Consider the following 25,049-nt stretch of genomic DNA (forward strand, 5'->3'; position numbering starts at 1 on the left):
TTTATATGGAGTCTTTGTCTAAAAATTCGCTACTTATTTCTCGCCTTCAAAATGGCGATGAAGAAGCCTATGCATCTCTTGTAGATGCTTACCACCATAAGCTTTGTGTATATGCAAGTAACCTTATTAATGATGGGCTATCTGCCGAAGATATTGTACAAACAGTATTTATAAATCTTTGGAAACGAAGAAAAAAGTTAACGATTAAAGTCTCTTTAGAAAGCTTTTTATACAAAGCTGTCTACTATGAATTTATTAATCAATACCGAAAAAAAATGACCGCTTTAAAGGTTGAAAAACGTTATTATCATCATTTAGAGGCTGTAATAGAGGATTATGATGAGGCGAAAATAGAAAACGCAATGAAAATGGTTTTTGCTACGATACAGTACCTACCGCCTAGATGTAAAGAAGTGTTTATTTTAAGTAAAAAAAATGGCTTGAGCAATATAGAAATAGCCGAGCATTTAAATATTTCTATAAAAACTGTTGAGAGTCAAATATCTAAAGCTTTTAAAGTTTTAAGAGAGAAACTCGACAAAAAAATTAGTCCTTTCTTATTTTTATTATTTAGTCCGGGGTATCCTGTTGCATTAATTTCTAAAAGTAGCCCAAATTAGATGCTACTGCAAATAAAAAAAGATGCACGAATGCATCTTTTCTCAATTTTGACTAAAAATTGTAATTAATGAATGTCTTCTAAAGACTTAATATTATGCAATCCTAACTCAATTTTTTTCTTTTGAGCTTCTAATAATTCTATGGTACTAGACGGTAAACTAATTTCTTTTAAAATATCTTCATACTCTTCAACAGCTGCTTTTTCTCCTGTGATAGCCTCTTCTAACATAGATTCTTCATTGTCTAAAGAAAACAAAGCTTTGATGTCCATCCAAGCTCTGTGAACAGTTCCAGTTAAACTTCCGCCTTTATCTACCTCTTGATTGAAAGATCTAATTTCTTTTTTTAAATCGTGCCCGAAACTATATCTCTCTTCAGCTTTCATATTGAAATATCTTTTTAGGCTTTTATTCTCAATATTCTCCGCTGCTTTTTTAAAACCTTTTTCTGCATCGTATGTTTTTTCTAATAATGCGTTTAATTTTTCTCCAACTTCTTCTGTGTAAGTACTCATAATTTTCTTTTTTTTTAATAGCCATCTATTTTTTTAGAGATGCTAAATGTTTTACATCTTATGTTTTTATACACTACAAATTTATAGGAACCTTCGTTTTTAAATTAATTCATAAGATTTGTAATTTAACTCAAATGCTAAAGTTTTTATTTTTTTGTAGTAGTAAGACTAAATAATATTAAATGTGTGAGATACTGCTATAAGTTTTTGCTATTTTAAAACATAAAAAAACATCTCTATTGAGATGCTTCTTTATTTAAGAGTATTGGAAAAAATGAACTAATTTTTGTCTTTTAAGTGACTTTAAGCACCAGCATTATATGTTAACAATAGAGCTGCTATCTTTTCTTGCCCTTAGATTTAACCTCTTTAATTTTTACATAAATTAGTTTTATACGCCCTTTTGAAGCTTCTCGTCTTTCTATTTCAAAAGCGTTGATCGATTTAATTAACGGGGTTAATTTCTGAAAACCGTAATTTCTAGCGTCGAAATTAGGTTGTTTTTTTTGAAGCAAACTGCCAACATCTCCCAAAAATGCCCAACCATCATCGTCTGCAACATCATCTATAGTGGCGGCTATAAATTTAATTTCTTTTTGTGTTATTTTATCGTATTCGTTTTTAGAAATTGAGGTTGTCTCTGTAGATTCTTCTTCATTTTCTAAAGCTTTTTGTTTTAAAATCTCGATATAAATAAATTTGTCGCAGGCTACAATAAAAGGATTTGGCGTTTTCTTTTCTCCAAGACCATATACTTTCATTCCTGCTTCCCGCAAACGGGTTGCCAAACGGGTAAAATCACTATCACTAGAAACCAAACAGAATCCGTCTACTTTCTCTGAATATAAAATATCCATAGCATCTATAATCATCGCAGAATCTGTTGCATTTTTACCAATGGTATATGCGTATTGCTGTATGGGTGTTATGGCATTTTCTAGTAACATATTTTTCCATTTCGACAAATGGGGCTTGGTCCAATCCCCGTAAATACGTTTTATGGTTGGGTTGCCATACTTGGCAATTTCTTCCATCATTTCTTTTACATAAGCAGATGGAATATTATCACCATCTATCAGTACTGCTAATTTTATGTCCATAAATTTTAAGCGTATGCGTTATTCAGATATAAAGGTAAACCCATTGTGCATTTTGAGTTAAATGTATTCCAAAATGTCAGTTCGAGTGATTTTTGATAAAAAAAATCGTATCGAGAACTAGTTTAGAAATGAAAATTCTTATTCTCGATACAAATTTCACTTATTTCAATCGTGAAATTCACTCGAATTGACAGAATTTATCAAAATGCACAACAGGTAAAGGTACTTTCTTTACAACAAAGTACCAATAAAATATAATGGTTTTATAAATCGGAAATAAACAATTAGCCCAACCAACCCTCTCTATCTAAACTTCTATATTGAATGGCTTCTGCGATGTGATCTGGAGAAATATCACTTTCATTAGCTAAATCTGCAATGGTTCTAGAAACTTTTAAAATTCTATCATAGGCTCTGGCAGATAAGTTTAGTTTTTCCATGGCTGTTTTTAAAAGTGTTTTGCTTTCATCAGATAGTTTACAGAATTTCCGAATTTGTTTTACATTCATCTGCGCATTGTAATGCACGTTTTCAAAATCTATAAAACGTTCTGATTGTATTTCTCTAGATGCCGTGACTCGTTTTCTAATTGCTACGGAAGATTCTCCTTTTCTTTCTTCGGATAATTTTTCAAAAGGAACCGGAGTTACTTCTATATGAATATCGATTCTGTCTAACAAAGGCCCAGAAATTTTACTCAAATACCGTTGCATTTCTTGTGGCGAAGAGGTCATAGGACTGTTTGGGTCATTAAAAAAACCAGACGGACTCGGGTTCATACTCGCCACCAACATAAAACTACACGGATAGGTAACGGTAAATTTTGCCCTAGAAATAGTAACATCTCTGTCTTCTAAAGGTTGACGCATCACTTCTAAAACATCTCTTTTAAATTCGGGTAATTCGTCCAAAAATAACACGCCATTATGAGAAAGTGAAATTTCTCCAGGTCTTGGGTATTGACCGCCACCCACCAATGCTACGTTAGAAATGGTGTGATGTGGACTTCTAAAAGGGCGCTGATATAGCAAGCCTTCATTTTTTGTTTTACCAACTACAGAATGAATTTTTGTAGTTTCTAAAGCTTCATGTAAAGTCATTGGTGGTAGAATTGAAGGCAACCTTTTGGCGAGCATTGTTTTTCCAGATCCTGGAGGGCCAATGAGAATAATATTATGGCCACCAGCTGCAGCAATTTCCATACAGCGTTTGATAGATTCTTGTCCCTTTACATCAGAAAAATCAAATTCTGGAAAGTCGATATTTTTATAAAACTCTGCCCGTGTATCTACAAGAATTGGTTCAATCTTTTGATCGCCATTAAAATGATGGATTACTTCTAAGATGTTTTCTACGCCTAAAATTTCTAAATTGTCTACAATGGCGGCTTCTTTTGCGTTTGCTTTCGGAAGGATTAAATATTTAAACCCTTCTTCTCTCGCTTTAATAGCAATGGGTAAGGCACCTCTTATGGGCTGTAAACTTCCATCTAAAGAAAGTTCTCCCATAATAATGTATTCATTTATATGTGCTGATTTTATCTGATTGGAAGCTGCTAAAATTCCGATGGCAAGCGTTAAATCATAGGCAGCCCCTTCTTTACGGATGTCTGCGGGTGCCATGTTTATAATGATTTTCTTTCCTGGAAGTTTGTACGAGTTGTTATTTAAGGCGGCGGAAATTCTGTAAGAGCTCTCACGAACAGCATTGTCTGGTAAACCCACCAAATGATATCCAATACCTTTATCGATATTTACTTCTACAGTAATTGTAGTAGCTTCAATACCAAAAACAGCTGATCCGTAGACTTTTACAAGCATTTTTTTTGTGTTAAAGATAAAAAAAATATTTAAAAAAAATGAAAGAACCTCTAAGTAGAGATTCTTTCAATTATCAAAATTAAAAAAGAACGATTTTTAATTTAAAAATTTAGGCTTTATAACCAACATCGCCCATGCCCAATTCTGAGTATCAGCGGCTGCGGTTTCTGTAATTCCTTTTAACTCGTACATGCCATCTGCGGCAAACATGTGAGCATATCCTGCAACCAATGCAAAGCCTTTAAATTTCTTTTTATAGACGATATCTAATTCTGTTCCCAATGCTTTTTCTCCACTTGCCAATGCTTGTTCTCCTCTAAAATTTAAAGCTTTTACCATCAAACTCGAAGATTTGTTGAATGTAAAATTTGCACTTGCATGAAGGTCTATCAAACCAACTGAATTTGCGTGATTTCCAACATAAAAATAATCCATCAAACCGTTGAATTTATGATTGGTTCCATATAGTGGGAAAAACGCACCCGTTTCTCCAGTATCTGCATCATTACCACTAATCATCTCTACGCCAACACCAAAGCCAATTTTTGATGAAGCTTTAAAAGTGGCATCCAGACCTAATAAGTAAGCACCTTTTACAGTGACTTCTCCTTGGCGTTTTCCTGTTTGAATAAATGCGTTTGCAGCCAGTCCAAAATTGCCGCTTTTATAGTTTATATGCGTTCCTAAAGTTTGTAAATTGCTGACACCATCTGCATCGTTATTGGTATCAAATTCTTGAAATCCGTTATTCATCAATAATAAACTTCCAGAAAATTTTTCCCATTGTTGTTTGAGGTATAGCATCTGCATGGTTTTATAAGAGAAAAATCCTGTGGTGTTGTATGCTGTTCCTGCATTTATAAAACCCGTTGGATTTGAATAATCTTGGTTAAAAGCCAATGCAAAATCTAACATAAATTTGTCCTTTTTATATTTGATCAAAGCGGCATCATGATTACGACCTTGTTGCGCCCAATCGAGTCCTCCTAGAATTCTTTGATCATCATAAGAAAGTATTTGTCGCCCAATTTTTGTGGATGTATTTTCGCCTAATTTTATTTCTGCCCACGCTTGAAAAATTGCAAACGAGTTGTTTTGATCGTACGGTAAAATTTGCCTGTTTTCTCCCCAAACCATTACATCTTGCAGGCTAATATATACCCAGTAATTGTCTGTCATAAAACCTGCATTTAGTCTTGCTCTAGTAGAAATTCCGAAACCTGCATCTGTTTCCTCTGGAATTAGGTCCCCAAATCCGTGACGATATTCTGTTCTTGGTCTAAATTCTCCTTCTAAGGTAAATTGTGCTTTGGTAAGTTGGAAACTTGCTAGCAATAGGCCTAAAATAATGTATTGTTTTTTCATTGTTTTTGTTTTAAATATATTTGTTCTTAATGTTCTAGAAAGTCAATTAGGTGTTTTCTGTAGGTATAGTAATCGTTGTGTTCTAAGACAGATTTTCTTGTTCTTGGTCTTTCAAAACCGATGTCTAAAATATCTCCAATTTTTGCTTTGGGTCCACTGGTCATCATTATTACCCTGTCTGCTAAAAAAATAGCTTCATCCACATCATGTGTAATCATAACGGCTGTAATTTTTTCTTTGTTCCAGATTTCTATTAAAATGTCTTGTAGTTCTCCTCTTGTTAAAGAATCTAGCATTCCAAAAGGTTCATCTAATAAAAGTACTTTTGGTTTGATCGCAAATGCCCTTGCAATACCAACTCTTTGTTGCATTCCTTGAGATAATTCACTTGCTTTTTTATAAAAAGAATCTTCTAGCCCTACTTTTTGTAAATAATATTTTGCAATATCTTTTCTTTGCGATTTTGTTGCATGCGGAAAAACTTTCTTTACGCCCAACAATACATTTTGTAAGGAAGTCATCCAAGGCATTAAACTTGGCGATTGAAAAATAACACCTCTATCTGGACCAGGACCTTTGATATGCTTTCCAAGAACAGCAATGTTTCCTCCAGAAATTGGATTTAAACCTGCAATCATAGAAAGCATTGTTGTTTTGCCACAACCTGAATGCCCAATAATGGTTACAAATTCTTCTTTCATAATTTTGAGATTTAAATTTTCTAACACAATATAATCTCCTTTTGAAGTTGGATATACTTTTTTTAAATCTCTGATATCTAACATTACTTTTGAAGGTGGAAAAAGGCCGTTTTCTGTTTCTTGTAGTATTGTTTTTGTATTCATTATTTTTTGATTTTTAAAAATATTTCACAAAACTTTTTGGTGCTAAATCTGGCAAAATAACGGGTTCTTTTGCTTCTGATTTTCTGGCATCACCAATATCCATTAAATACTCAATAATGGCATTTCTGGTTTTTTTAAAACTGGCATTATCATTCAGTGCTGTTTTATCTCTAGGACGCTCTAAATCTATTTTAAACTCGGGTCCTAAAGTTGCTCTAGGACCTGGGCGCAAAGGAATAATTCTGTCTGCCATATAAATTCCTTCATCTACATCATTGGTAATTAATAAAGCAGTTCTTTTATCTTTTCCCCAGATATTTAAAATTTCATCTTGTAAATTTCCTCTTGTTAAAGCATCTAAAGCGCCTAAAGGCTCATCCATAATAATCATCTCTGGTTTCATTGCCAAGGCTCTTGCAACGGCAACTCTTTGACGCATACCACCAGATAATTCTTTCGGTCTTTTATTGATGGCTGGCGTTAAATTCACCATTGCTACATAGCTTGCTACTATTTCATTAAGTGCTGATTTACTTTTCTTCGGAAATGCTTCTTTGACAGCCATTAAGATATTTTGCCCGACCGTTAACCAAGGTAATAATGAGTAATTTTGAAAGATCACGCCACGTTCGTGACTTGTTCCAGAGACAGGTACTCCTTTAAATAAAATGCTACCACTCGTAGGTGCTAATAACCCATTGATTAGGTTGACCAAAGTTGTTTTTCCGCTTCCTGTAAAACCAACAATAGCAACAAATTCTCCTTCTTCTATTTTTAAGTTGATGTTCGACAGCACTTCTGTCTCGTGAGCTCCTTGACCGTAGGTTTTGTAAATATTATGTAGTTCTAAATATGCCATTTTTATGTATTTATATTTGGGCGTTCCCTAAAAAGGTCGGGCTTTCCATTACAATCTTTTTTCTTTGTTCTCGATACACCACGCAAAAAAGCGTGGCACTCGAACTGACAGAAAAAAGGATTTCCATTTCAATCCCTAACGCAAATCACTCGTTACTTTTAAATCGCATCTGTTTTATCAAAAGACACCCAATTTTGTATGGTTAACATGAACCTGTCTAACAAAAAACCAATGATGCCAATAACAAACATGGCAACAATAATTTTAGCGTTCGAATCATTTGCACCATTCTGAAACTCTTCCCAAACAAACAATCCCAAACCAGGGCTCTGTGCCAACAATTCAATGGCAATTAAAACCATCCAAGCAACAGATAATGTGATTTTTAATCCTGTAAAAATTAAGGGAAGAGAAGAGGGGAGTACTACTTTAAATATCTTTTGAAAAGTGCCTAATTTTAAAACTTTTGCAACATTTATATAATCTTTATCTACAGAAGAAACCCCCATAGCCGTATTTACCAAAGTTGCCCACATAGCACACAACCCAACACTTATAAACGAAATGGTAAATGAGCTATCTTCATTAGAATCTATTAGTAATGTTTTTACAATCATAAAAACTAATAAATACCAAACCACTGGAGATACTGGTTTAAAAATTTGAATAAACCAATTGAATGCACTTTTTAAAGTTGGGCTCAATCCGATAAAAATTCCTAACGGGACTGCAATAAATAATGCCAATAGAAAACCAGCAAAAACAGTTTGTAAACTTCTAAATATCTGATCTACAAAAGAAGGTCTTCCTGTATAGGTAATTGCATTTTTACCTGCTGCTATTCTTTTAGTATTTAAAGTGGCTGTCTTTTCTATAAAAGCAGCTTTGTCTGCATTAATAATACGATGGTCTCTTAATAATGACTGAAATGAATCCCAAACTTGTGTAGGAGAGGGCAACGTATTTGGTTGACAACTTGCTTGCCCAGAAGCAATACAAGTTTTTAGTGCAGCTGCAGCTACTGGACCTTGATCTTTTAAAGCTTTTTCAATTCTAAATGTTGCTTCAATATTGTACAGTGATTTTGCGCCTAAATGCCAGAGTCCAACAAATATTAAAATGGAAGCCAGTGGAACAATTACTTTACGCAAGAATTTTTTAAAATCTTCTTTTGCTAACTTACCAGTAAAAAGATTTTTTAAGCTTGTAAAAAAATCCAATCCCACAAATTTAGAGAAACTTCCTAATGTGATTGCTTTCATAATTTATATATTTTATAATTAGCTTAATTTGGGTATGTGTCATTTCGACAGAGTGAGGTAAGATCGACAAGAAATCTTAGGAATATTGAGATTCCTTCTCATAAACTCTGCTTGATATCTTCAAATAAAATATATTTTATTTTTGATAGCATTCGGAATAACAAAGTCAATTATTGTATAGATTTATCTTTGTTTCCTATTTTAAAACTGTTAATGTATCCTATAGGGTCTTTTGCGTCATAAGAAGTTCCGTCAATAAAATCTGCAGTTGCTGGTTTATAACCATCTGTGGTTGGAATGTCTTTTGCTGGAATGTTTCCTTCTTCCACTAACAATGCTGCTGCTTTTTTCCAAATGTCTGGTCTGTAAATATCTTTGATTGTTTTAGCATACCAATCTGCTGGTTTTGCATCAGGAATTTGTCCCCATCTTCTCATTTGTGTCAAGAACCAAATGCCATCAGAATAGAAAGGATAGGTGGCATCGTATTTATAAAATACATTAAAATCTGGCATGTTTCGTTTGTCTCCTTTTTCAAATTCAAAAGTACCTGTCATAGAGTTTGCTAAAACTGCTTCTGGTGCACCTACATATTGCGACATTGACAAGATTTTTACAGCTTCTTTTCTGTTTTCTGTTTCATCCAACCATTTTCCTGCTCTAATTAATGCCTTGGTTACGGCAATTGCCGTATTCGGATTTTCATCAACAAATTTTTGCGTCATTACAAATACCTTCTCTGGGTTGTTTTTCCAGATATCATAGTTTGTTACTACAGGAACGCCAATTCCTTTAAAAACAGCTTGTTGGTTCCACGGTTCACCCACACAATACCCATAAATGGTGCCTGCTTCTAAGGTTGCTGGCATTTGTGGTGGTGGTGTTACAGATAATAAGACCTCTGCATCAATTTGACCTTGCACATTTTCTTTGGTATACATTCCTGGGTGAATTCCTGCTGCTGCCAACCAATATCTAATTTCATAATTATGAGTAGATACTGGAAAAACCATTCCCATTTTAAAAGCTTTTCCAGCGTTTTTATACGCTGTAATTACTGGTTTTAAAGCGTCTGCTTTAATAGGGTGAATTGGTTTTCCTTCATCGTCTTTTGGTACGTTTGGCTTCATTTTAGACCAAACATCATTAGAAACTGTAATTCCGTTTCCGTTTAAATCCATAGAAAAAGGAGTTACTAATTTTGCTTGACGTCCAAAACCTGCACCAGCAGCAATGGGTTGCCCCGCTAACATATGAGATCCATCTAGTTGCCCGTCAATAACTCTGTCTAACACGTTTTTCCAATTAGATTGTGCTTCTACAGAAACAAATAATCCTTCGTCTTCGAAAAACCCTTTTTCTTTAGCAATGGCCAAAGGAGCCATATCTGTTAATTTGATAAAGCCAAACGTTAATTGAGGTTTTTCAATGTCTAATTGTGTAGTTTTTGATGTCTTTGTCTCAAGAGTGGTTGCAGTCTTTTTTGCTTCTTTACCACCACAAGCAAATAATAACAATACTGCTGGTAAAATATAAGTCGATTTTTTAATTAGCCATTTCATTTTTAGTAAGTTTTAGTAATATACGTATTAATACTTATTTTTAAGCAAATATATAAGTAGATTCAATGCTATTTTATGAGATTCCCCATACTAAAACCTCTTTTTAAAACATATTAAAACCTGCTATAAAGCATGTAATAAATTTATATATCTGATATTTAAATAGGTACACAAAATAAAAATATACGTAACTATTCTACGTACTTGCTCCTATGGAATTTTCTCTACCTAAAAGACCCTTCAGGTTTTAAAAGCTGAAGGGTCTGCGATAAGGATGTATAGAAGTAGATTTCGAAAACTTTATTTATTTTTTAAAAACACTTCTACAAGCTTAGTATAGCTTTGTTACTATTAATTGTGATTTTATAAATATCAATTAAAAAGCTACTTGTCAGTCAGGAGCCTGTAGAAGACTTTTTTGTTATTCAACGGATATAATAAGTTTTGAGGTTTTTTTTCTCTAACCTTAACCAGACATACAAGTCTATAAGAAAACATTAAGAGTCTAAATAATAACTATGCTCACTGATTTCATTCTTTAAAACTTGAAGATTAACGATGCCAATTTTTTTTCCTTTGGCTGAAATTAATCCTTCTTTTTTGAGTGTAGAAAAAATTCTAATCACTTGTTCTTCTGTAGTTCCTGCATAATCTGCATATTCTTTTCTGCTTAAAGGTAAGTTTAGATAGTCTCTTAGGTTGCCAAATTTTCTGTGGATGTACAATAAAGTATCAATAACACGTTCACGCACTGTCATTTGAGAGATAGATTTTACTTTAGATTCGCTTCTGTTTAATTCGTTTGCATAAAAAAGCATCATATCGTAAGAAAACTGAGGGTTTTCTAATAATGCTTTTTGCAAATGATTTTTAGAAAAATAGCATAAGACTGCATCTTGTAAAGCAATGGCGCCAATGGAATAGTATTCTTCTGTACCAAAACCACGATGCCCAATAATTTCTCCTTCTTTGGCAAAACGAACTATTTGTTCGCGTCCATTTATACCAGTTCTAAAAACTTTTACGGTTCCTTTTAAGATAAAAAACAAGCCATTTACAGGAGCACCTTCAATAATAAATTGCTGTCCCTTTTTGCACTTTAAGGTTTTTTTAGGATTTGCAAAAGTTGCACTTGACAAGTTTTTTAAATTCTTTTTTATCAAACAGTTGTGATTATTACAAGAAGCACAAGAAAAATCGGTTGCTATTTTTCTTGTATTTTTTAACGCTATGTTTTGATGTAAAAGCAAATCTTTGTCTATGATATTTTATTTAACTAAAATTTTTTTCTTGAAATTTGTCTTTGGCGCTTCACAAAGAGCGCATTCATAACTTTCTGGAAGTTTATGAAACATAATTTTTGCAGGGATATTCTGGGTGATGTCTCCAAAAGCTTCATCATAAATAGTGTAACAATCTTGACATTGATATACTTCTAATTCAGTAGTTTCTTTTTGTACTTCAATTTCTATTTCTTCCTTTTTTTCATTTCCCAATTGATCAAAATACAGCTGACTTAACTCCATCAGTAACTCTGGTAATTCTACTTTGTCTACATCCTGAACATGTATGATATAGTGTCTTGTATTCGGGTCAAAATTTTTAGCATATAATAAATTATAAGTAGCTCTTGTTTGAAAACTTCCAACCATTTCTGGTTGTTTGTTTTTCTCAACAACAATAGATGTAAAATAATAGGAGGTTTTGTTGTAATCTGTAATTCCGAATGTTAAACCATAGGTACTAATATCATTTTGATCAAAATTAGAAACTAAGTATTTTTTTAAGTTTAAAGCATCTTTATGAGCCACAGGCAAATGCCAATTTAATTCTAACATAGAATGACGCACATTGATGCCTCTTTTTCCTAAAAATTTTTCCCAGATTAATTTAGATTCTCTTGGAATTCCTTTTACTATAAAAGATTTCCAAGGTGTAATAGATATTTTACCAATTTTATTTTCTGAACATAATTCGCACATTTCTTTTAGGAAAGAAACATCATACTTGTTGTTTCTCCAATAGAGTCCTAGCCAATATTTGTCCATTCCAATTTTATTCATTCCTTCAAAATAGGGGAAAGGGTAAAAAGGAACTTCTAGTGGCTTGTCTACAGTTCTATTGTTGGTGTCTATTGCATCATTCACCAATTCAAAAATAGTTTCAATGGTTTCTGGCTCTTCTTGCAGTATATGTTCGATAGCAGCTTCAATTTTGTCTAGATCCCAGCTATAAATTAATGCAGGATACAATTGCGTTTTTTTCCATTGTGGAAGTCTTATATATAAATACCAATAATCTTCGTGTTCTGAAGCGATGAAATTTATATGACCGGTAAATAAAGGTACCAAACGTTGTTTGGGATCTGTAAGATTGATTTTTAATTTTGATTTTGAATGAAACTGCTCTAAAAGATACAAGTATCGATCTCCTGTTAACCAAGAAGTACTCGGAAAAATATCTGCACAAACATAAGAGGATACAATATTTTCTACACCCACTTCATCAGCTTCTACTATTTGGAATTTATCAAACTGAACAAGCTTTTCTGAGTTTATCTTTTTGGGTAATAAAATATCTTGTCTAGATCCAAAAGAAATCGTTTTTAAGCCTAAACTTTCTACAGACTCGCAAATGTATTTGAGTTCTCCAGGAGATAAAACGCCCCCTTTTACGATGATTCTATTTAATTGTTTGCTCATATTGCTACCTTTGCATTATTCAATATTTCTCTTACTTCTGTTTTACAACTTCCACAGCCTAAACCCGCGCCTGTTTTGTTGCACAATTGGGTAAAATTTGTACATCCTTTTTGAATGGCTTCTTGGATATTTCCTTCTCCAACTTGACTACAAGAGCAGACTAATTTCCCTAAAACTGGTGTGCCGTTTGAGGTGCCTCTTAACAGTGTATTTCGTTTGTCAGACATCTCAATTTTGCTTTCAATCATGGTTTTAAATTCGGCAAATTCATTTTTATCACCCATTAAAACAGCGCCAATTAATAGATCATCTTTAACAATACACTTTTTATAATAGCGTTTTGAAATGTCTGTAAAAATAATTTCTTCATAACTTGGGTCGTTATCTGGAACGGTAATTTCACCAATACTGCACAAGTTTAAATCGTTAAATTTTAAGATGTTCATCAACACAGAACCTCTGTAGGCTTCACTAATATCACCTGCAATAAAATTGGCTAAGATACCTGCTTGTTCTTCTGCTGCAGAGGTAATTCCGAATAATTTATTGTTGTATTCTGCGATTTCTCCAACCGCAAAAATGTCTGGATGTGAAGATTGTAAATGCTGATTTACTTTTACGCCCAGACCGCAAATAATTCCGTTATTTTTAGCAATTTCTATATTTGGCCTTGTACCAATTGCGTATACAATTGCATTTGCTGTAATGTATTTTCCACTTTTAAGGTTGATGGTTAATTCTCCCGAATCTTCATCATTAAAAACGGTACTTACTTCATTGTCAAAATAAATTTGAATGCCTTTTTCTTGCACATCTAGAGATAATAATTTGCTCGAAATTTTATCTAGCTGGCGTTCCATTAATCTAGATGCTCTTTGCACAATGGTAATTTTTACATTTTTGTGTTTCATTGCTGCCGCCAATTCTAGGCCTAACAAGCCTCCACCAACAATAACAACATGCTGTTTTTCTGGTGGTAAACCAGTATTTTCTAAGTATTTTTTAAATGTATCTGCATCCTTTTTATCACGCATTGTAAACCTTCCAGGCAAATCTATTTGAACATCTTTTGGAATAAAAGCGCTACTTCCTGTTGCTAAAACAAGTTTGTCAAAAGCATGTGTTTCACCATTAGAATCTGTAACTGTTTTATTTTCTTTATCGATCTTTTCAATAGTAGTTTCTGCGTGAATTTTAATAGCCAAATTATTTAATTCGGCATTTTTAATTTTTAACAACTGTTCCCAAGTCAATTCTTCAGTAATATATTCTGGCAATAAAACGCGGTTGTAAAATAAGTTAGCTTCTTTTGAAAATACGTGAATCTCATCCACCTCATTATAATCTCTATAGTTTTGTAAAAATCGAAATGCGGCAGCTCCTGCGCCAGCAATTACAATTTTTTCTTTTGGCTTTTTATATTTAGAAACCGAAACAGAAGTAAACTTAAAATCGGGTTCTTTTGAAATAGGATCTATATGCGTATTCGTTAAATTGTTAGCTCTATTTAAATTGCTTTGTAATACTTTTCCCCAATGCATTGGCAGAAAAACAACACCTTCTTTAATAGCATCTGTAATTTTTGAGCGAACTCTTACAACACCATTTGAGCTTTTAATTTCGGTAATGTCTCCATCTTTAATACTATTCAAATAGGCATCTACAGGATGAATTTCTAAAACGGGTTTGGAATAATGTGTTTTTAATCTTGATACTTTTCCTGTTTTTGTCATGGTATGCCACTGATCTCGAACACGACCTGTGGTCAATATCAATGGAAATTTGTCAGTTGTTTTTACAGAAGTATTTTCTATGGTGGATGGAATATTAAAAATGGCTTTTTTTGAAGGTGTATAGAATTTTTTATCTTGAAATAAGCGAGCTGTTCCTTTATGACGATATGCATTTACAGGCCATTGAAAGGTTCCTTCTGTTTTTAAACGTTCGTAATTTAAGAAAGAAACATCAATATTTGTGCCTTTGGTCATCGCTGCATATTCGTCATAAATTTCTGCCGCACCATTATAATTGAATCCTCTAAATCCCATTCTTTGGGCAAAATCACATAAAATTTCTACATCTGGTCTTGCTTCTCCTGGGGCTTCAATTTCTTTTGGTAAATAGGAAATTCTTCGTTCAGAATTGGTCATCGTTCCTTCTTTCTCTAACCAAGCTGCAGCTGGCAATACCAAATCGGCATAGTTTAAAGTATCTGATTTATGAGAAATTTCTTGTACCACCACAAACTTAGACTTTGCCATTGCTTTTTCTATTTGATGCGAATTTGGCATACTTACTAACGGATTTGTACAAACAATCCAAACGGCTTTTAGCTTTCCGCTTTCTAAAGCATCAAACATTTCTGTAGCTGTGAGTCCTGGTTTTGGTGATATTTTATCAACCCCCCAAAATTGGGCAACTTCTCTTCTGTGCTCTTCGTTGTATAAATCTTTATGAACTGCCAATAAATTTGCCATTCCGCCAACTTCACGTCCCCCCATGGCATTTGGTTGTCCAGTTAATGAAAAAGGGCCTGAACCTGGTTTTCCAACGTGTCCTGTTATTAAAGATAAATTTAAAAGTGATGTATTTTTGTCTGTACCAATAACACTTTGATTTAAACCCATTGCCCACATACTGATAAACCCTTTAGACAACCCAATCATTTCTGCTGCTTTTTGGATGTCTTTTTCTGGTATTCTACAGATTCTTGAAGCCTGTCTCAGCGTTGTTCCAAAAATAACTTTCTTATAACCGTCAAAACCTAGCGTATGTTTTTTGATAAAGTTTTCATCAATTAGACCACTTTTATATAAATGTCTTCCAATAGCATTGTATAAAATAACATCTGTACCAGGTGTCAACTGCAAGTGTAGGTCTGCAAAATTGGCTGAGTCGGTTTTACGAGGATCGATTACAATAATTTTTACGTTCTTATTTTCCTCTTTCCGCTTTTCAATACGTCTAAATAAAATAGGATGACACCATGCAGGATTTGCACCTGTAATTAAAAAAGTATCTGCCAGTTCGATATCTTCATACGAAATGGGTACACTGTCTTCGCCAAATGTTTTTTTGTAACCCACCACAGCAGAACTCATACATAAGCGCGAATTGGTATCTATATTATTAGTGCCTAGAAAACCTTTTGTTAATTTATTGGCAATGTAGTATTCTTCGGTTAAACTCTGCCCAGAAACATAAAAAGCAACACTATCTGCACCGTGTTTTTTAATGATAGATTTAAATACGTTGGCAGCTCTATCTAAAGCAGTATCCCAACTTACGCGCTCACGAGGATGCGAACGGCTCCATCGCATTTCTGGATATAAAATTCTGTCAGAAACGTCATTGGCAACATAATGTAGGTTCATCCCTTTAGAACATAACATTCCTTTGTTTACAGGATGGTCTTTATCGCCTTCAACAAAAACCTTGTTGTTGATGTCTTTTGTTACGATAATTCCACAACCAACGCCACAATAAGAACAGGTTGTTTTCACTTTATTTTTTATCATTTTAGACCAAGATTTTACACTAAATACGACATTAAAAGTTGACTAGCCAAAGGTTGACTTTATTATTCTGAATCCTTTAAAAAAAGGATTTCTAATTTCTAAATCGATAAAAAAGCACCCTTATAATTAGCTTTTTACAGGTATTGGAGTTAATTTTTGTTTTGTCTTTTTTACAAGAGATGGTGCTTCATTTTCCTCTTCCTCTGTTGAAAATTTAATAGCTAAAGCAATAATACCTGTAACTACCACGACAAAACCAATGCGTAAATATCCACTGGAAACGGCAGCTGAAGAAGCTACAGATTGTGCATTTTTTATGATTTCTTCTCCAAAACTTTCATTGGATAAAATAGCTGCTTTTTCTGCAACTGCAGATTTTGATTTTAACAACATTGCTGCTAAAAAAGCGCCTACATTTCCTCCAGCTCCCACAATTCCAGAAACCGTACCAACTGCTTTTTTATTGATAAAAGGCACTACAGAAAAAGTGGCACCTTCTGCCATCTGAACACTTAAGCTAAATAAAATTAATAAGATTACACCAACAATTAAACTGGTGGCTCCTGAGAAAGAAATGAGCATAATTCCTTGGATTGTTAAAATAAAAGACAAGAATAAAACACGACCTCTTAGGCCTTTTAATTTTCCGAATTTATCACCAAAAAAACCACCTAAAGTTCTTGCAAAAATATTCATTAAAGCAAATGATAATACAATATTTCCCGCCGTTATTCTTTCTAATTGAAAGGTATTCTGTAGGTAATCATCCATGGTTCCATATACTGTTAATTCGATTCCGAAACTTGCAGCGTAGACCACAAAAAGAATCCAAACTCTATAATCTTTTAAAACGGTTAAAAAATTGATTTGCTCTTTTTTTACAACAATCATTTGACCAGTAGCCTTTAATTCTTTGAAATTTCCTTGCGGTGTGTCTTGAGTAAAAAAGAAATATACAATTCCCATTAAAAAGCAAATAATCCCTGCAATTACCATTGCATATCTCCAAGCTTCAGCATCTGCAACACCAAAACTAACAACGGCTGCGGCTATTAATGGCATTCCCAATCTATTGGCTCCTCCGCCTAAATTTCCCCAGCCTGCAGAAGTTGCATTTGCGGTACCAACTATATTTGGTGCAAACATTAATGAAGTGTGCACTTGTGTGATGACAAAGGAAGCACCAATAAAACCGATGAATAATCTACAGATTAAAAATTGATTGGGTGTTTGTACAGATCCGCATAAAATTACAGGAATTGCACCTAACATTAGTAACCAGGTATAGCACAATCTGGGGCCGTATGTATCGCACAATTTACCAATAAGTAAACGTGCAAAAACGGTTCCTGAAACGGCTAAAATGATGGAATTCCATTTTTGATCTGGAGTTAAGCCTAAATCTTTTACAACATCTGGCATAAAAGGAACAATGCCAAACCAAGCAAAAAAGCACATAAAGAAAGATATGGAGGTGATCCAAAATGTACGTGTTGATACATTTTTAAAGTCGAGTAAATTTAATGTTGTTGCTTTCTTTTGAACTAAAGTTGACATAATACCTATTTTACAAAACAAAACTAAGTATAAATACTTAATATTTATATCTAAAAATACGTAATTATCGTAAAATTATGAGATTGATAAATAGGGAATTGATATTTGAGAATATCTTAAAAACCTTGTTAAAAAATAATAAGTAAAGAAAAATAGGCAATATAAAATACTTAAAAAAGGGAGTATTTTTTGGCTTTATTCGTCAATTCCATTAGGTTTTTGGCTGCTAATTTCTTCATCAAATTAAAACGATGTACTTCTGCGGTTCGTTTGCTAATTTGAAGTTCATCTGCAATGTCTTTGTTGTTCTTTAATTCTAAGACTAAAGTAAGTATTTGCCTTTCTCTTTTTGTCAATTTAAAAGGAAGTTCCGTAGGTTCTTTTTTAGTTTCTAAAGCCTTATTTGTATTACCATTTACAAAGTTGTTCATGATAATGGTAGAAACGTCAGCTGTAAAATATTTATCTCCAGAAGCCACTTTATGAATCGCTTTTAAAAATTCTTTTTTGCTTGCTCCTTTTAACAAATAACCATCTGCACCCGCTTGTATAGATTGTACCACATATTCCTCAGAGTCGTGCATAGAAAGCACCAATGTTTTTACGTCTTTATACTGTTTGCTCATTTCAGCAACAACTTCAATTCCATTCATTTCAGGCATCCGAATGTCTACAATTAAAACATGGGGTTTGTTTTTTAAAACTGCTTCTAAAGCCTCTTTTCCGTTAGAAGCTTCATCAATTACAGTAATTCCTGTTTGATCTTCTAAAAGTGCTTTGATGCCATCTCTTACCAAAACGTGGTCGTCTGCTAAAACTACATTTATCATAATTAACTAAATTGATACGTACAAAAATAGTATTTTTTAAGTAAAACTACGTAACTGAAATATTGAGTTGTTTGATGTTTTATATATTTTTAGAAATTAAATTCTAAATTTCCTCTTTAAGTTTCGGAATATGATTAATTATTATTGACCAAATAGTTTCATCAGAAATAGTATCATAGGAGTGTATCACTTGATTTCTTAAGCTAATGATAGCTTTTGAGTTAGAAATTAAATTTTCAAAATCAACATCTCTTTTTTAAAGATTTGGCTAAAGCCAATATGCTTTCTAAATAATGGCGATGGGCTAAAGCCCAACGCTATTAAAATTTACGTATCCAATTTCTTCAATAGCCAAATGAATATCATACAGCCACTTTAATATGCTTTCATCCGAAAATTAATTCTTTGTTTTTATTGATAGAATTAATCAAAATTGGATTTTTTAAAGCTTGTTCTTCTACTAAATCAATTTCTCTTTGAAAGAGCTTCCATAATTATAGATTATACGTAATCAAAAATACAAAAATTCTTTCTAACATCATTTTCTATTAAAATTTAAGATTTTTAACTAGATGATTTAAAGTGCACATTTTTATTCTGACAAATTTGAATCTATCAGAATAAAAAAAAGTGAAAAAAAACTCTTAAATCGGGATATTCAAAGTAACTCTTGTCCCTTTTTCCAATTCAGAATTTAGGAATAATCTACCATCTATGTATTTAATGCGCTCTTTCATAAACGTCATGCCCATGCCACCATCACCATTTTTAACTCTTTTTACTTTGGATGGTTCAAAACCTTTTCCATCATCATCAATAACAATGCTTAGCATGTTTTTACTATGAGAAAGAGATACCAAAATATGAGAAGATGCTGCATATTTGATAGCATTGTTAATAGCCTCTTGTGTAATTCTGTAAATATTAATTTCTATTAAAGAATCCAATCGTTGGTTGAAATTGGTTTTATTAAAAAATAAGATTTCTTTTCCTGTTAATCTGCCTAATTCTTTTGTTAGTTTTGATATTGCGGGCACCACTCCGTGATCTGACAGTTCTGGTGGCGTTAAGTTAAAAGTTGCAGTTCTAACTCCTTTTATAATATTGGTAGTCAGTTCTTTTAAATGCTCAATTTTTAATGTAGTTTTCTCAATATCATTCATATTGATGCTTTCTAAATTGTATTTTAAACCAGTAAGCATTTGCCCAATTCCGTCATGTACGTCTTTTGCAATTCTGTTTTGTTCTTTTTCTTGATTCTCAATAATTTTACTTGAAATTATTTTTTGTTGACTCATTTTTTCTTCAAAACTCTCTTTTGTGAGTCTTTCAATTTCTATTTGTCCTGCTTTTCTTGCAGTAATTTCTGAGGCTATTATTAATAATTCTGACTTGTCTTCTGTAGGTCTGTATGGAATGATAGACATTTCTAACCAAATATCCTTATCGTTCTTTATAGTTGCTTTTACTTCTCCTTGCCAGCCGGTTTTTTTATGCCGATGTATTAAATTTTCAAGCACTAATTGTTCGTTTTCATTGCTCGATAAAACAGTCCAAAAGAAGGTTTCTTTTTGAAAATTTGAAATTTTAAACAAACGAGAAAACTTATTCCCCATGTGGATTAAACTTCCATTTGAAGCAATCCTTGCAAACAATAAGGTTTCATCCATTGCGTGACTTAGTGCACGTAATTCTTTGATAGATTTTTCTTTTGAAATACTTAATTCATCTGCCTCAAAAGCCATTTTCTTTGCTTTCTTTTCTGCCATTAACAATTGTGTTAGTGTTGCTTTTACAGATTTTGCCGTTGGCCAGAAAATGAATAAAAATTCTCCTAAAAGAATTAATAAGGTGAGTACCATTAGAAAAAATTCTAACTTGCGCAACCAAGCTACTTTTTCATCAGCTTCTAAATCATATTGATTTACAATTGCGTCCATTATCTGTAAAAAAGAACCTTCATTTTGGGTTACTTTTTCAATTTTTGAGTCCAAACTATCAATAGAAATTAAGGCATTTTCTTGTAATCTTTTTACAATCTCCTCTGATGCTTTTTGAATGGTATCAAAAACAGGGTTTATCGCCTTAAACTTATTTTTAATTTTTGTGCTATTTTGTTTAGGAAGCCCTAAACTATCATTTCCCTTTTGAAGAGAATGGTGAGAAATTACCCATAAATACAGCGTTTCTTTAATATTGTCTTTAAGGAAAATTCTGTTTTTTTTATCTGAATAAACAGAAAGTGAAACAATTTCTTTTGTTAATTTTTGACTCAACATTCGTTGTCTCCCTGCAATATTAATTACAGTAGAATCACTTTGTTGTGATTCTAGGTGATTACGAACTAAAACTTGACTAATAATTACAGAAAGTGCAATAGTGCTTAATGCAATAATATACAAACGACTTAATTTATTAAACGTTCTTTGGTCTAATGAATTGCCATTTTTAGTCATTGTATAACGTTTTATAAAATTGCTTTTTGAACTAAAGCAAAACTCTTCTCAGAAAGTGGAAGTTGTAGGGCTTCAGCGTGGCCTTTGTCAGACATTTTTACCCACGTTTTTTTTAAGATATCTATTACCTTTTCATCTGTATGTTTTGCGGCAAACTCTTCAAAATAATAATCTAAAAAAACCAAACAAATAGTGTCTTCTAAAGTTTGTGATTCTTCGTTTTTCTTGATGCGTCTTTTTAAGATTATTTTTTGGACTCTTTCTACAAATTGAGCATCGAATCCTACTTCTTGCAAAATTTCTCCTGTGATCTCTGCATGCATTTTTTTGAGCGTTTCTCGCCACTTTAAATACCCAACTCTATCCATTGGATATTCATTTCTTGGAATTTTCCAACGGCAAATATGTTGTGCTCTTGCAGCAATCTGCAATGCTTTAGATGCATTTGGCTCAAACTGCAACAACTTTCTCGTCATTCGTTGAGAATACAGTAATTCTTTTGGGTATGACAAGCCTGCAACTTCGTAAGTATTTTCGTCTTCAGCATTTTTTTTATCAATAATTGCAATGGCTGTTTCAAATCTTGTCGGCTTCATTTTTTTGATTTAATCTGAAAAGCCAATATACACATTTCCGTTAGTAATCTTTACAGGATAGGTGGCAATTTTTAAATCTTCACCTGCTAAATTTGATCCATCTACTAAAGAAAAATTCTTTTTATGCATTGGGCAAGCCACTTTCGGGATTCCTTCTTTATCACCAATCATCCCTAAAGATAGTACCATTTCCATTTTATGCGGACATAAATTTTGGGTAGCGTACCATTTGCCAGTTCTTGTAAAATTATACACCGCAATTTGTTTGGTTTTATGTTTGATACAAGCGCCACTATTTTCTGGGAAATCTGATGTTTTACCAATCTTAAACCAGTTATTTACTTGTAATTCTGTAACTGTTTTGTATTTTTCTAGTATGCTTTCCATCTTTAAAAATATTATTTTAGGCGCCTGACTGCTTCAGACAGTTTCCCTATCATGGTTGGGTTTTCACTCTCCCTTTTTCTGAATAAGAAAAAAAGGTTAAGAATATCAATCGATATTCGAAAGTTTTCAATCCTTAACGCACCTTTTTGTCAACTTTTAGTTTATTTTAAAACCTTAGTAGTTATTTAATTTATACCTACAAGGTTTTTGAAACCTTGCAGGAAAACGCTCTATTTTTTTATATCTATCAACTACTAAAACTGCAACTGAATACTGCTAACTATTTACACCCAAGCCTTTGGCATTTTCTGTTCACGCATTGGTATAAATTCAATGTTATCATCTGTATCATCTGAATTTACAAAGTGTTTAAAACGTTTCATTACTTCTTCATTTTCTACAGCTTGTTTCCACTCACATTTGTATTTATTGACCAAACCTTGCATTTCGGTATCTAAATCTGCTGCAATTCCTAAAGAATCTTCTATGACCACTTGTTTTAAATAATTAATTCCGCCCTCTAATTTATCTAACCAAGGCGCAGTTCTAACTAACGGATCAGCCGTTCTTATATAAAACATTAAGAATCTATCTAAGTATTTTACCACCGTTTTGTTATCTAATTTTTCGGCTAATAAAACTGCGTGTTTTGGAGTTGCGCCACCATTTCCGCAGACATATAAATTCCAGCCACCATCAACAGCAATCAACCCAAAATCTTTACCTCTGGCTTCTGCACATTCTCTAATACAACCAGAAACACCACCTTTTAGTTTATGAGGAGAACGCAAACCTCTGTATCTATTTTCAATTTCGATGGCAAACGTAACACTTTCATGCATTCCATATCTGCACCATGTTGAACCTACACAACTTTTTACAGTTCGTAAAGATTTTCCGTACGCATGACCGCTTTCAAAACCTGCAGCAATCAGTTCTTTCCAGATTAAGGGCAATTCGTGCACTTGTGCGCCGAACAAATCGATTCTTTGTCCACCTGTAATTTTGGTATACAAATCGTATTTTTTTGCAACTTCTCCAATCACAATAAGTTGATCTGGAGTAATTTCTCCACCTGCAACTCTTGGCACTACAGAATAGGTTCCATTTCTTTGAATGTTTGCCAAAAAGCGATCATTGGTATCTTGAATTGTGGGTTGACGATTCGCAGTTTCCATCGTAACAGTTGCAAAAATAGAGGCCACTAAGGGTTTACAAATTTCACATCCATGACCTTTTCCAAATGTATTTAATGTCTCTTCATAATTTTGAACTTGGCTTACTTTCACCAAATCATACAACTCTTGCCGGTTATACTCAAAATGTTCGCAAATGGTTTCTTTTACTTCTTTTCCAAGCGATTTTAAAGTTTCATTAACCAAATCTGTAACCATGGGTTTACAGCCTCCACAGCCTGTTGTTGCTTTTGTTTTGGCAATTACTTCTCCTAAATTGTTATACCCATCTTCTGTTATGGTACAGCAAATGTCACCTTTGCTAATACTTTCGCAAGAACAAACTTGTGCAGTATCTGGTAAGTCTAAAACGCTTCCAAAAGAGGCAACTCCCTCATTTACAGGTAAAATTAATTGCGACGGATCTTCAGGAATTTTCATACCGTTTACATATACTTGATGCAACATATTATAGTCTGCAGCATCACCTACCAAAATTCCTCCTAATAAAGTTTTTCCGTCTAAGCTTACGTTAATTCTTTTATATAAATGTTGCGTTTTATTTTCAAAGATGATCGAATGTCCTTTAGATGCTGGCATAAAAGGTTCTCCAAAACTTGCGACATCTACACCAATTAGTTTTAATTTGGTAGACATGTCAATTACTGCTGGCATGATGCTTTCTGTCTTACCAATAATTTGATTTACAGCAATTCCCGCCATTTCATACCCAGGAGCCACCAACCCATAAATCATTTGATTGTACAAAGCAACTTCACCAATGGCAAAAATAGACTTATCTGAAGTTTGCATTTTGTTGTTTACCACAATTCCTCCACGAACCCCCATTTCTAAGCCACTTGTTTTTCCCAATTCATCTCTTGGACGAATTCCCGCGGAAACCACTAGCATATCTACTGCCAAAACATCATCTTCGCCAAATTCCATTCCTACAATAGCACCATTTCCTAAAATTTGATTGGTTGCTTTGCTCAAATGGATATGTAAGCCTAATGATTCTAACTTCAACTGCAATACCTGACTACTTCTAGCGTCTAATTGTCTTGGCATCAATTTAGGGGCAAATTCTACAATATGAGGTTCTAGACCCATATCCATTACTGCTTTTCCTGCTTCTAAGCCCAATAAACCTCCACCTAAAATAGCGGCTTTTGCGTTTGGTTTTGTCGTCTTTAATTTTGCTGCATAACCCAACATTCCTTCTAAATCTTCGATGGTTCTATAGACAAAAACACCTTTTTTTTCAACTCCTTTTATTGGAGGAACAAACGCAGCTGAGCCCGTTGCTAACACTAAGTAATCATAGGAGAATTCTCTATTTTTTGCGGTGGTGATTGTTTTTGTGTTTCTATGGATATCAGAAACGCGTTCATTAACAAGTAAATCGATTCCATTTTCTATATACCATGCTGCTGGCGCCATTTCTAAAGCTTTTGCATCTTGGTTCTCGAAAAATTTACTTAAATGAACCCTATCATAGGCAGGTCTTGGTTCTTCACCAAAAACAATGATCTTAAATTTTTTACTTTCTGGATGTTTGACAAATTTTTCGCAAAATTTATATCCAACCATTCCGTTACCTACGACAATAATATGTTTCATTAATTACGTATTTAAAATACAAAACTAAGTAATAATACTTATAATAAAATAATTAGTTTATTGTTTTTAGATTATTTACAAGCGATTTGTGAATCTGATAAATTAAGTATTGAAAAATTATTTTAAATTTAATTTTTTGGAATATTTTTTAATAGTTTGCTTTATTACTGCTTGCGTTTGTTCTTTCTAGTGGAATCAAAACACATAACTTTTATAAATTTATAGTGTAGAACTAAAAAAAATCCCCAATTGGGGAT

At 33.2% G+C, this 25,049-nt stretch carries 19 protein-coding genes; 1 reads left to right on the plus strand and 18 read right to left on the minus strand.

The genetic code is table 11. The features are described 5' to 3' along the window. Window positions 1–14 precede the first annotated feature (14 nt). The gene (locus tag Q0998_RS10330; RefSeq protein WP_299669718.1) at window positions 15–620 is read left to right on the plus strand and encodes an RNA polymerase sigma factor; all 606 of its coding nucleotides are present in this window, start codon (window positions 15–17) and stop codon (window positions 618–620) included. Between the two features lie 65 nt (window positions 621–685). On the opposite strand, the gene Q0998_RS10335 is transcribed toward Q0998_RS10330, so the two are convergent. The 18 genes from Q0998_RS10335 to nirB all read right to left on the minus strand — a co-directional run bounded on the left by Q0998_RS10335 (window position 686) and on the right by nirB (window position 24,792). Beyond that, entirely contained in the window at window positions 686–1,135 is a 450-nt protein-coding gene (locus Q0998_RS10335; RefSeq protein WP_299669720.1) for a PA2169 family four-helix-bundle protein, read from the minus strand. 338 nt (window positions 1,136–1,473) lie between these two features. Next, complete coding sequence (locus Q0998_RS10340) at window positions 1,474–2,235, minus strand: NYN domain-containing protein (RefSeq protein ID WP_299669722.1); 762 nt, start codon at window positions 2,233–2,235, stop codon at window positions 1,474–1,476. A 284-nt stretch (window positions 2,236–2,519) separates the two neighbouring features. Continuing rightward, complete coding sequence (locus Q0998_RS10345; protein WP_299669724.1) at window positions 2,520–4,055, minus strand: YifB family Mg chelatase-like AAA ATPase; 1,536 nt, start codon at window positions 4,053–4,055, stop codon at window positions 2,520–2,522. Between the two features lie 96 nt (window positions 4,056–4,151). Continuing rightward, window positions 4,152–5,420: an alginate export family protein gene (locus Q0998_RS10350; protein WP_299669726.1), complete on the minus strand. Its 1,269-nt coding sequence runs from the start codon at window positions 5,418–5,420 to the stop codon at window positions 4,152–4,154. 26 nt (window positions 5,421–5,446) lie between these two features. Then, window positions 5,447–6,265, minus strand: coding sequence for an ABC transporter ATP-binding protein (locus Q0998_RS10355; RefSeq protein WP_299669728.1), 819 nt, complete (start codon window positions 6,263–6,265; stop codon window positions 5,447–5,449). Window positions 6,266–6,278: 13 nt separating this feature from the next. Continuing rightward, on the minus strand, window positions 6,279–7,124 hold the full coding sequence (locus Q0998_RS10360; protein ID WP_299669730.1) for an ABC transporter ATP-binding protein: 846 nt from the start codon (window positions 7,122–7,124) through the stop codon (window positions 6,279–6,281). 158 nt (window positions 7,125–7,282) lie between these two features. After that, on the minus strand, window positions 7,283–8,386 hold the full coding sequence (locus Q0998_RS10365) for an ABC transporter permease (RefSeq protein ID WP_299669733.1): 1,104 nt from the start codon (window positions 8,384–8,386) through the stop codon (window positions 7,283–7,285). 170 nt (window positions 8,387–8,556) lie between these two features. Beyond that, window positions 8,557–9,948, minus strand: a complete 1,392-nt coding sequence (locus tag Q0998_RS10370) for a CmpA/NrtA family ABC transporter substrate-binding protein (protein ID WP_299669735.1) — start codon at window positions 9,946–9,948, stop codon at window positions 8,557–8,559. Window positions 9,949–10,445: 497 nt separating this feature from the next. Continuing rightward, a complete protein-coding gene (locus tag Q0998_RS10375; RefSeq protein ID WP_299669737.1) occupies window positions 10,446–11,111 on the minus strand; it encodes a Crp/Fnr family transcriptional regulator in 666 nt (221 codons plus the stop codon). Window positions 11,112–11,216: 105 nt separating this feature from the next. Further along, window positions 11,217–12,650 (minus strand): rubredoxin, encoded by a 1,434-nt coding sequence (locus Q0998_RS10380; RefSeq protein ID WP_299669739.1) that lies wholly within the window; start codon window positions 12,648–12,650, stop codon window positions 11,217–11,219. After that, window positions 12,647–16,168, minus strand: a complete 3,522-nt coding sequence (locus Q0998_RS10385) for a nitrate reductase (RefSeq protein ID WP_299669741.1) — start codon at window positions 16,166–16,168, stop codon at window positions 12,647–12,649. The genes Q0998_RS10380 and Q0998_RS10385 overlap by 4 nt, the downstream gene beginning before the upstream one ends. Before the next feature lie 126 nt (window positions 16,169–16,294). Continuing rightward, on the minus strand, window positions 16,295–17,725 hold the full coding sequence (locus tag Q0998_RS10390; protein ID WP_299669743.1) for an MFS transporter: 1,431 nt from the start codon (window positions 17,723–17,725) through the stop codon (window positions 16,295–16,297). Window positions 17,726–17,895: 170 nt separating this feature from the next. Then, complete coding sequence (locus Q0998_RS10395) at window positions 17,896–18,555, minus strand: response regulator transcription factor (RefSeq protein ID WP_299669745.1); 660 nt, start codon at window positions 18,553–18,555, stop codon at window positions 17,896–17,898. 103 nt (window positions 18,556–18,658) lie between these two features. Continuing rightward, the gene (locus Q0998_RS10400) at window positions 18,659–18,784 is read right to left on the minus strand and encodes a HepT-like ribonuclease domain-containing protein (RefSeq protein ID WP_366943636.1); all 126 of its coding nucleotides are present in this window, start codon (window positions 18,782–18,784) and stop codon (window positions 18,659–18,661) included. Window positions 18,785–19,199: 415 nt separating this feature from the next. Then, window positions 19,200–21,011: a type IV pili methyl-accepting chemotaxis transducer N-terminal domain-containing protein gene (locus Q0998_RS10405; protein WP_299669747.1), complete on the minus strand. Its 1,812-nt coding sequence runs from the start codon at window positions 21,009–21,011 to the stop codon at window positions 19,200–19,202. A gap of 11 nt (window positions 21,012–21,022) precedes the next feature. Further along, window positions 21,023–21,607: a DUF4202 domain-containing protein gene (locus Q0998_RS10410; protein WP_299669748.1), complete on the minus strand. Its 585-nt coding sequence runs from the start codon at window positions 21,605–21,607 to the stop codon at window positions 21,023–21,025. 9 nt (window positions 21,608–21,616) lie between these two features. Continuing rightward, complete coding sequence (gene nirD, locus Q0998_RS10415) at window positions 21,617–21,994, minus strand: nitrite reductase small subunit NirD (RefSeq protein WP_299669750.1); 378 nt, start codon at window positions 21,992–21,994, stop codon at window positions 21,617–21,619. A gap of 284 nt (window positions 21,995–22,278) precedes the next feature. After that, window positions 22,279–24,792, minus strand: coding sequence for a nitrite reductase large subunit NirB (nirB, locus tag Q0998_RS10420; RefSeq protein WP_299669752.1), 2,514 nt, complete (start codon window positions 24,790–24,792; stop codon window positions 22,279–22,281). Window positions 24,793–25,049 lie beyond the last annotated feature (257 nt).

This window comes from uncultured Polaribacter sp. (genome assembly GCF_947501385.1).
GTDB lineage: Bacteria > Bacteroidota > Bacteroidia > Flavobacteriales > Flavobacteriaceae > Polaribacter.